Origin of the sequence: Pseudomonas sp. RA_15y_Pfl2_54 (assembly GCF_963971015.1) — a bacterium.
GTDB classification, from domain to species: Bacteria; Pseudomonadota; Gammaproteobacteria; order Pseudomonadales; family Pseudomonadaceae; genus Aquipseudomonas; species Aquipseudomonas baetica_A.
Window position 1 is genome coordinate 1 of the sequence record NZ_CAXAPN010000067.1, and the last position, 9,453, is coordinate 9,453.

The window sequence follows — 9,453 nt, forward strand, 5'->3', positions numbered from 1 at the left end:
AGATACGGGATAGAAACGGGAAAAAACAACCTCAACCCTGGAGGCTCGAACATCAAGTAATGCCTACACCCCTCAATTTAAAAGGGCTTAACCGTCACTCCACAAAACCAGAATAAGTGATTGGAAACCCTCAGCATTGCGTTCTCATAGTGATTCCGAAAACCTCTCAATATCCATAAAGCCCTTGATTATTAGGGTTTTAGGCGTTCTTCTATTGTCTCAGTGTTTCACTCTACAACGTGATTTTTCAGGCGAAACGGGAAACAAACGGGAAAATGGCCAAGCGCATTCGACTGACAGAAATGGAAGCCTACAACGTCAAGGGCAAGAAATCCGAACCGATAGGATCCCGCGGCAAAGGCACCCTGACACTCGAACGCAAGACGGCGGGTTTCATTAACGGCTACTACCGCGAGCGCACCAACGCCGGGGACAAGCGCATAGCACTGGGCACATTGACCAAAAATCCACGCCCCGAAACGAATGAAATGGATCTGGACGCCATGCGACTGGCGGCGCTGCGCATCGCTACCGCGTCAATCGCTGCCGGTGGATTGGAACAATACCTGGAACAACAATTGGCCCTGAAGGCCACCGCAGCGGCAGAGCAGGCACAGGTGGCCGCGCAAGCCGCCCTTGAGGCGAGACGCGGCACCTTCGGCGACCTGTTGGACTGCTACGTCGCCCACCTGGAGAAGTCAGGAAAGGTGAGCCATAGGGCCGTAGCGAACCAATTCAAGTCCCATATCAAGGACTATCACTCCGACCTCATTCAGCGCCCCGCCGCCCTGATTGAGCCCGAGGATATCCAGCTCATCTTATCCGGCGTGCTGGTACGCAAACCCAAAGGCCGGGGGATCGGCAACCATGCTGCAGGCGGTGCATCAAACGATATGCGCTCGATCTGCAACAACCTCCGTCTGTCACTGCAAGCAGCCTTCAGCCACGCCGTCAAAGCGCACCTCTCCCCGGAACGAATGGCGCACAGCGGTAAAGTGTTTGCCATACAGGCCAACCCTGTTCGGGATGTTCCGTCGGTACAAGGAGCCAAGCGCGCCAATACGGAATCATTGACGCCCGTGGAGATGGGTGAACTGCTGCGTTACCTGGACAAACTACCCGAGCCTAAACGGGGTATAGCCAACGCCCTGATCTACCTCGGAGGACAACGGATGACCCAGCTTTGCGCCGTGCCCTGGGACGCCGTTACCGACGACACCATTTGCCTCCTGGACTCCAAGGGACGCAAAGATCAGGCTTGGGAGCACCTTCTACCCATCACAAAGCGAATTGCCGAAATAATGGCCCCCATGGTCGAGCACCACATTGGCGATGGCCCTTTCTCCTTCTCAGAAGGCACGACTGCAAGCACCTCAACGATCATCAAGGCGTTCAGCGAAGCAGGCCAGGTGCTGGCAAAGGCCGGCAAGACTCGCCTCTTCACCTATCGCAATGTACGTGTCACCGCCGAAACCCTAATGGCGCACCAGGGCATCAGCTCAGAAGTGCGCGCCTGGCTACTGTCGCATGGACGCAGTGGCGTGCAAGCCAAGCACTACGACCGATACGCCTATCTACCGGAGAAACGTGCCGCTCTGGAGCAATGGGGACGCTATTTGGATGCCTTAGCAAAGGGAGACCAGTCCAGTAGCAATGTCGTTTTACTCACTCGCAGACAAAAATCCGACGAACGGTAGATTGGTAACCATTTCCGGGCATATTGACATATGTGTCCCATATGCCCCTTGGGGAAGCTCTTTAAGCGTCGAAATTCAATTCAAACACCCGTTCTGTCGACACCTTAGAGTTGAATGCGCCTGAAACGCCCCGCTACCATGTGGGCACTGGCGAGTTATGTCGTGACGCCCTAAACACCATAGAACATTGGGCAAATCAGCAAAGTCGGTCATTAGCAGACAAGAAAAAGCCCCGGTATTTGACGTACCGAGGCCGATTCGGAAAGGGACGTTGGAGCGTCCCCTGCACACCGCAACAAGCCAGTACGCCATCCGAGAGACGAAGCTTTTTGAAGGGGCTTCTTTGCAGGCTTTTGGCCTGCCATGAAACTGTATTGCCATGAGGCGGACTATGCAATGTCCTCCCATCGACGCAAACATTTTCGAGCTCTCGGCTTTTCCGTACGCCGTTAGAGTAAGCAGCAATGACGCTATCCACCGACAACACCCCACGCCCAAACTTGCCGCGCGCAGGTATCCGAGCCACCACCGAACAACTCTGCACCCTTTATCAGATCAGCCGCACCACCTGGTGGCGCTGGTCGAAAGCCGATAACTTTCCAGCCCCGCTTCGCGCTGGTCGCATCCTGCGCTGGGATGCCGATGCCGTGGACGCCTTCCTCACTAACCAGCAGGGTTGAACCATGTCAACGTGCCTTACATCCCGACCAAGGGTTGCAAACTCGTTCGTGCGCGGCTATCGTTGGCCTGTCGCTGCCAATTCAGCGAACGGGTTTTGCAGCCCGACCAGCAAAAGGCGCAACAGCGCCCCCATCATGACAGCAGGCGCTTTTTTTGTGCCTGCCGTTCAGTGTTATGGCGGCTGTGCGCAGGACACCTTCGGGTGTGCCGGATTCCTTTTGCTCCGGTCTGCAAACCTGCGTACAGCTGCCACCAAATCCTGTTTTGCAGCGGGTAGTGGCAGCTCCACAGCAAAAGGAGCACCACCCATGACAGCCCTCATTCCATCCGCAATCCGCGCACTCGTTCACCGTCGCATGGCCTTGAGCGCCCTCCGCGCAAACTCGTCCCTATCCGTTCGACTCAAGCGTTACAACGCCCACATGACCATTGTCCGAAGCTGTGGAGCCATTGCCTTTAACTCGCCTGAAACAACGCTGCATCGAGTAGTTGGCTACCGAGTAGCCGGCCACGACTGAGCATAAGCAACCTCGGAGCTCTATCGCCTTTCTTGGCCGCTAATGACGGTCGCGTAGCCCAACTTACTCGACAGGGTTAACACATTGATCAGTTTTCAACTGCGCAGAATTGCGTTAACGGGATCGGCTTGCCCGAAAAAAGCCTTTGATCTACAGCACCAGGGCAAACAAGTAACTCATGGCGGGTACGTCACCCCCGTTCGCACCTATTACCAAGTCGGTGACAAGCAGAGTGTTGAGGCAGGGAATTACGGCACGGCAATCGCCGGAGACAGCGGCAAAGCCATTGCCGGGGATAGCGGTTTCGCCACGGTAGGAGATCGTGGTGAGGCTCAGGCTGGAGTCTTCGGTACAGCCTCCGCTGGTGAGTTCGCGACAGCCATTGCTGGGGATTGTGGGACGGCCACTGTCCGGGACTGTAGCAACGCCTTCGCCGGAGATCTGGGGATAGCCATCGCGGGCGACTATGGCAACGCCACGGCCGGAGCGAGTGGGACGGCCACCGCCGGAATCAAGGGCGTCGTTTGCGCCGGGGATAAAGGCGAAATCCGGCTCAGGTACAGAGATAGCCAAGCGGAACGGTATCGAACCGTTATCGGCTACATCGGTGAGAACGGCCTAGAACCCAACATCGCCTACACACTCGACGACAACCACGCTTTTGTACGGGCATCCCGTGCTTTGGGAGATGCGCAATGACTACGACCACCCCAACGTCTGTATGGGCGACAGCACAGCAGCTTTGCGCTCGTTACCAGATCAGTCGCACTACCTGGTGGCGCTGGTCTACAACATCGGGTTTCCCCAGACCCATCCGTTTCGGTCGCACAGTGCGCTGGGACGTTAATGCGGTAGAGACCTACCTGACACGACTGGAAACGAACCAGGAGGGAAGTGCTCATGAGTAAGCCCACTCCCCTCGACCTGATACGACAAACCGCCCTGCACGCCCTGAGCGCTGCTGAAACTCTGTTACCTGAGTGGCTACCAGGAGGCACTCGCAAAGGCCGCGAATGGGTGGCACCCAACATTGCCCGCGGGGATCAGAAAGCCGGTTCCTTTGGCGTGTCGCTCGACTCTGGCCGATGGAATGACTTTGCCGACGACAGTGCGCACGGTGGTGACCTGGTGTCACTTCTGGCCTATCTCAACGGTTGCCGACAACTGGAAGCCGCCAAGGAGATTGACGACCGCCTACGGCTGGGCCTGTTCAATCTCACGGCTGCCGATGCTCAGCAGCTCCAGGAACGCCGCCGACAGGCCGATCAGGAGCGCGCATCGTGGAGTCTGCGTGAGCAGCAGCTCCAGGAGGAGAAAAACCTTGCTGCTGCCCGCCAGGCGTCGCAGCTCTGGAAAATGGCGAAGCCCGCCGATCCACTGCACACCTACTTGTTAGCCAAAGGTGTGCAGCCGTATCTGCTGCGCCAGTTGGGCCAGGGTCGCCTGCTGGTTCCGCTCTGCGATGACGGGCGCTTGGTCAATCTGCAAATCATCACGCCGGACGGTGGTAAACGCTTTTTGACGGGTGGTCGTGTCCAGGGCTGCTATTCGCCTTTGGGCAAGTTCTCCGACGGCTGCCGCCTATATGTCTGCGAAGGCTGGGCCACTGGCGCAACCCTGCACAACAACACCGGGAGTCCGGTGGTCTGCGCAATGAACGCGGGCAACCTCAAGCCGGTGGCCGTGGCAATGCGTGAGCGCTACGGCGCAACGCTGGATCTGGTCATTGCTGGTGATGACGACCGAAAGACGATTGGCAATCCGGGGAAACGTGCTGCCAACCAAGCAGCCCGCGCAACCGACGCTCGTGTGGTTTTCCCGGAATGGCCCGCTGAGGCCCCGTCCGACCTATCCGACTTCAACGACCTGTACCTCTTGCTTGCAGGTCAATCTAAAAAGAGCCGCAAGGTATGAGCACTCACGAAAAAGCGTCCACCCTGAGCCTGGTTGGTGACCCTGTTGCTCCAGCACCTGAAAAACTGGAGCGGCCACGTTATGCCGTCTACGAGAACCATCGCACCATCGAGGGCAGGACATACAAGCCAGGCACCTGGTATCACGGCTTGAAGCAAAGCGGGCCGGATGAAAAGGCCATCCCCGTAGACCACTGGATCTGTGCGCCTCTAAACGTTGAAGCTGAAACGGCCAACTCAGAAGACGGCACCATTGGGCGGCTCCTATCTTTCAGCCACCGGGGAAGGCGTATTGAATGGGTCATGCCCATGGAAGCGCTGGCCGGTAAAGGTGATGAGGTTCTGAAAGTTCTGATGGGGCGAGGTCTGGTCATCGAGCACCACCAGCGCCGCCAGATAGTCCCCTACCTGGCTAGCCATCAGTCGCCCGAACTGGTGATCGCGACTACCACCAAACCGGGCTGGCATGAATCAGGGGCGTTTGTGCTGCCCTCTCGCGTCATCGGCGGCGAAAACGTGCGTTTCCAGGACTCTGGCAGGGCAGCCAACATCTTCACCGACAAGGGGTCTATCAGCGGTTGGCAGACCGAGATTGCTACCCGCTGCCTAGGCAACCCCGTGTTGATCCTGTCGGTCTGCTGCGCCTTGGCGGGGCCTCTGCTCGCCAAGGTGGGGGTGAATGGGGGCGGTGTGCACCTGGTGGGCGATTCGTCGAGTGGTAAATCGCTTGCCCAGCTCTTGGCTGCATCCGTGTGGGGCAACCCAGGGAGCTTCGCGGCGTCATGGGACGTATCGAAAGGCGGTGTCGAGATTGAGGCTGCCTCGCGCAACGACACCGTATTGATCCTGGACGAAATCAAACGGGCCGACCCCAAGCGTGTTCAGGAAATGGCGTATGCCATCGCCAACGGGATGGGCAAGGGAACCATGACCAGGGAGCGGGAGGGACGCGCCAAGTTGACCTGGCGTGTACTGGCGCTTTCCAGCGGCGAGCGCTCATTGTCTGACCATGCCGCCATCGGTGGTAGTGGCGCCCACGCCGGAGCTGAGCTGCGCATGGTCGATGTCAATGCCGGCACTCGCACGCACCGGGCCTTCGACGATGTGCACGGACTGACGGGGCAAGATTTTCACCGGGTCGTCAACGATGCTGTGGCGCAGCACTACGGCCATGTTGGCCCGGCATTTGTGGAATCGCTGATCCAGAAGCCCGAGGATCTGCACAGCGCTTTCAGGCAGGTGCGGGAAGCCTTTGGTACTGAGAGTTCACAGGCTGGGCGGGTGGCTGATCGCTTCGCGATTATGGCTCTGGCGGGTGAATCGGCTATACGCCGCAACTTGCTGAACTGGCCGAAAGGAACAGCCATAAAGGCCTGTCGCCTTCTGTTCAACGAATGGCTCTTAACAACGGGTGATGGCAACGCGGAAGATCGCCAGATCTTGCGTGGTCTCGCTGATTTTATCGCTCTACATGGTGACAGCCGTTTTTCGGATGTGCGCGCAGAACACGCCAACCTGACTGTCCGTGAACGAGCAGGGTTCTACGAGGTAGACGATGACAAACGCCTGTACCTGTTCAACACACCCGCACTTCTGGAAGCGGCTTCTGGCTTCGGTAAAGAACGAATTCTACGAGCCCTATTAGGAGCTTCGGCAATTGTAAAAGTTGACGAGGAAGCCAAGGGCAGCAGGCGGACAAAAAAGTACCGCACGCCAGGTGGTGGCAGTTCCCGTTTTTACGTAATCGACCCCGAGCGACTGGAAAATGAGGGGTAGAGTCAACAGCGGTCATCATCAAACGATAAGCGCACTGTGAATTTTTGATGGGAACAGCGGGAACAAGGGAACAAGCCAGTAAATACGGGGTTTCTGGCGTTCCCATATAAAACACAAGAGTGGGAACATGGGAACACAACTCTGTTTAATAGGGGCTTTACCACTTCCTCTGTTCCCGCTCAAAAAAACGCGGGAACGGCCAGATGCTCTGAAAGCCGCATTCTAGAGCGGTTGATCCCGAGTTCCCGTGTTCCCTCAAGTTTTTGAAATTAGACGCGGTATAAGGGGGGTGGCAGTGTTTTTTGTTGACGGAATGTCGGGATGCTGATCTAGAAAAAATAGCAATCCAGGTGACGGACATCCTGGCACGACAAAGCCAGTGAACGCATCGCCACTTGGCGAGCAGTTTTACCCCCGTCAGCGTCGACAAAACTGCTATCACTTTTCGCGATCGATCTGCGCGCCAGGTTAAGAATTGCTAGCAAGGAAAACGCAATGAGAGAGCAGAAAAAGGTACTCACCATCCGAGACCCATCGCCCTTTTTGATACTGCAAGCCAAGGCAATGACGGGGAAAGCGACCGGCAGCCAGGCGTTTATCGCGGGTATCGAAATGATGATCCGGCAATCCGAGCAAATCGCCGATCTGCGAGACGAAAACCGCAAGCTTCGGGAGCAGCTCCAAATCGCGCAGGGCCTGCTCCGGCAGATCACACCGATGTGCGTCCAAGTGGCCGAACTGGCGGGTCAGAAAGACTGGTTATTCGACAACTGCGGTACTAGCTGATCGACCCAAACAAACAAGGCCCCAAGCGGTTATGGTGGGGCCTTTCGCTTATTCGGAATTTAAGTCAGTTAAATAACTCCAGCTCACTTTGAAACTTCTAACTGTTCGAACATCTGAAGTTGCTGATCCCTGGGCAGCTCACACAAACGCACAAGCAGAGAGTTATACGGCTTAATAGCTGAAGGCTTAAGAGTGTGCGAAAAGTTAATATGCGCAACAAAGCTGTGACCGCACTCCCTAGCGTTCGTACATTGACAGTAAAGCTTTGAAAATACTGACGACATTTTTTCTTCCTCAGTAATAAGCGCCTTACTTCCACACTCTCTGCAATAAACCCGCATAAAGATCAACTCTACATGTCAGACAATCAATTGAATTGTGTTAATATTAACATGCAATAAAGGCATATTGAGCAACTTCATACTGACCGCATTCAAAGAAATTAACCATATCACTTAGGGAGGCGCTTAATGCCCCGATCACTTGTTTCTTCTTGGAAGCGTGTCGCCATCAGCGGCCCAACTGCCGACGGCAGAGAAATCAAACCACAGGAACTACGCGACTGTGCAGAAACCTACAAGCCATCGACGTATACCGCTGTTATTTGGGTTGAGCATCAACGCTGTAATGGTGCCCACGGGACTGTCTTCGCCGTACGCCTGATTGACGGCGACACCTCACTTGGAAAGGGCCAAGTTGCACTAGAGGTACAGATGAAACCAAACTCCCGACTACTCAAGTTAAATAGTGACGGAGAAAAGCTGTTTTCCAGCGTGGAGATCACTCCGAATTTTGCGGGTTCTGGACGTGCTTACATGACCGGTCTGGCCGTCACTGATGAACCTGCCAGCCTTGGAACTCAGGAACTTTATTTTTCCAAACGGGCCAACAAAGCCTCCTATCGTACTGCATCTGTGCCACTGCCGTCGCAACTGCGTAGTAAGGCGTTAGCAGCCAACCTGGAGCGAGCGAAGCGGAAGATGATATTTTTTTCGAATGAAGCTAGAGAACGTCGAGAGCTGACTAACAAATCCAAGCCGGGCAAACGAGTGCTTTAGCGTAGCCCACACTTTGACGCCCCAACATTAATTAAATGACTAAGGAACATTGACATGCAACTCACCACTATTGATCGAGCCAACCTAGCACCAGAACTACGGGAGCTCGTGGCTTGTTTTGACGCCGACAAAGAAACTTACATTGCCCTGCAAAATCAGCTCGCCAAAGTGACACAGGAAAGCCAACGGATCAATCAAAAAGCCTCTGAGTTGGAAGGGCAAGCCAAACGTACCGATGCGTCTTGGAATGACTTAGCGAAGTCTGCCACCATCGACCAGGATAAAATCAATGAAGAAATTGAACGTAGCGCCCAACTCAGGAAGGATGCTCAGGCGCTACGTGTCACCGCCGAAGCAAGAACCGGCCTTCAAAATAACTTAATTGTTCGAGTAGCAGAAGCTCGAATAAAGCTGGCAGGTGCTCCTAACGTGATTAACAAGGCGCATTGGCAAACTCAACTTGCAAAAATATTTGCTCAAGACGGTATGCGGGAAAGCTTGTTGGAAATGTTCGCTTTGTCCCGCGCATTGTTCCTCAGAAGTCTTGAAGAGCACGATGGTTTATTGCATGGCTGTAATAGCATGCGCGAGAGACAAGCAAAAACGAATGAGCTTACCTGGAAGGCTTTCGGTAAAGACCTTGAGAAACTGTTTGGCGATGATGAGGAAAGCGCACTGGCACCATCATTGGTAACGATGCCGCCCGCCGTGTCGAAAGAAGTAGTAGTGAACACACCCGGTGAATTGCTGAGACTTAAGAAAGCAAACGTGGATCGCTGAAAGTGCTCAACGAGACGCCGGGAGTTTTGACATTCCAGGATCTGCAACAGATCGCTGGAGGCCAGCGCCGGTCGGACGTGGAAAGGACTCTAATCAGCCAGAGGATGAGGATGGTTCGTGTGGTGGTCAACTAATTCCGGACACCTCGATAGGTGGTTTCGATGCCATCGCCCGCTCGTAAACGGTCGGCGGCAGATACCCCAGTTTTGAGTGCAGCCGTTCGTTGTTGTAAAACCCAACGATG

8 protein-coding genes and 1 pseudogene are annotated in these 9,453 nt (G+C 55.2%); 8 read left to right on the forward strand and 1 reads right to left on the reverse strand.

Annotation, left to right across the window (positions count from 1 at the left end):
• Window positions 1–275: 275 nt before the first annotated feature.
• From AACY50_RS28255 to AACY50_RS28280, 6 genes are all read left to right on the forward strand, one after another.
• On the forward strand, window positions 276–1,697 hold the full coding sequence (locus AACY50_RS28255) for a site-specific integrase (protein ID WP_339539865.1): 1,422 nt from the start codon (window positions 276–278) through the stop codon (window positions 1,695–1,697).
• Between the two features lie 464 nt (window positions 1,698–2,161).
• On the forward strand, window positions 2,162–2,377 hold the full coding sequence (locus AACY50_RS28260) for a helix-turn-helix transcriptional regulator (protein ID WP_339539868.1): 216 nt from the start codon (window positions 2,162–2,164) through the stop codon (window positions 2,375–2,377).
• Between the two features lie 603 nt (window positions 2,378–2,980).
• Window positions 2,981–3,595, forward strand: a complete 615-nt coding sequence (locus AACY50_RS28265; RefSeq protein WP_339539871.1) for a hypothetical protein — start codon at window positions 2,981–2,983, stop codon at window positions 3,593–3,595.
• A gap of 201 nt (window positions 3,596–3,796) precedes the next feature.
• A complete protein-coding gene (locus AACY50_RS28270; protein WP_339539874.1) occupies window positions 3,797–4,810 on the forward strand; it encodes a toprim domain-containing protein in 1,014 nt (337 codons plus the stop codon).
• Window positions 4,807–6,585, forward strand: a complete 1,779-nt coding sequence (locus AACY50_RS28275) for a DUF927 domain-containing protein (RefSeq protein ID WP_339539877.1) — start codon at window positions 4,807–4,809, stop codon at window positions 6,583–6,585. The genes AACY50_RS28270 and AACY50_RS28275 overlap by 4 nt, the downstream gene beginning before the upstream one ends.
• A 495-nt stretch (window positions 6,586–7,080) precedes the next feature.
• Window positions 7,081–7,371 carry a hypothetical protein gene (locus AACY50_RS28280; protein WP_339539879.1) on the forward strand — a complete coding sequence of 97 codons (291 nt, stop codon included), beginning with the start codon at window positions 7,081–7,083 and terminating at the stop codon, window positions 7,369–7,371.
• A gap of 83 nt (window positions 7,372–7,454) precedes the next feature.
• On the opposite strand, the gene AACY50_RS28285 is transcribed toward AACY50_RS28280, so the two are convergent.
• On the reverse strand, window positions 7,455–7,712 hold the full coding sequence (locus AACY50_RS28285) for an ogr/Delta-like zinc finger family protein (protein WP_339539881.1): 258 nt from the start codon (window positions 7,710–7,712) through the stop codon (window positions 7,455–7,457).
• A 129-nt stretch (window positions 7,713–7,841) separates the two neighbouring features.
• Between AACY50_RS28285 and AACY50_RS28290 the strand changes: the two are divergent.
• Window positions 7,842–8,300, forward strand: a pseudogene (locus AACY50_RS28290) (GPO family capsid scaffolding protein); the annotation flags it as partial.
• A gap of 183 nt (window positions 8,301–8,483) precedes the next feature.
• Entirely contained in the window at window positions 8,484–9,209 is a 726-nt protein-coding gene (locus tag AACY50_RS28295) for a hypothetical protein (RefSeq protein ID WP_339539884.1), read from the forward strand.
• The last annotated feature ends 244 nt before the right edge of the window (window positions 9,210–9,453 follow it).

What these genes read in the sequence shown, in the direction of transcription:
- AACY50_RS28270 (WP_339539874.1), top strand. Translation starts at nt 3,797, where the DNA reads ATGAGTAAGCCCACTCCCCTCGACCTGATACGACAAACCGCCCTGCAC.
- AACY50_RS28260 (WP_339539868.1), top strand. Translation starts at nt 2,162, where the DNA reads ATGACGCTATCCACCGACAACACCCCACGCCCAAACTTGCCGCGCGCA.
- AACY50_RS28295 (WP_339539884.1), top strand. Translation starts at nt 8,484, where the DNA reads ATGCAACTCACCACTATTGATCGAGCCAACCTAGCACCAGAACTACGG.
- AACY50_RS28285 (WP_339539881.1), bottom strand. Translation starts at nt 7,712, where the DNA reads ATGCGGGTTTATTGCAGAGAGTGTGGAAGTAAGGCGCTTATTACTGAG.
- AACY50_RS28255 (WP_339539865.1), top strand. Translation starts at nt 276, where the DNA reads ATGGCCAAGCGCATTCGACTGACAGAAATGGAAGCCTACAACGTCAAG.
- AACY50_RS28280 (WP_339539879.1), top strand. Translation starts at nt 7,081, where the DNA reads ATGAGAGAGCAGAAAAAGGTACTCACCATCCGAGACCCATCGCCCTTT.
- AACY50_RS28275 (WP_339539877.1), top strand. Translation starts at nt 4,807, where the DNA reads ATGAGCACTCACGAAAAAGCGTCCACCCTGAGCCTGGTTGGTGACCCT.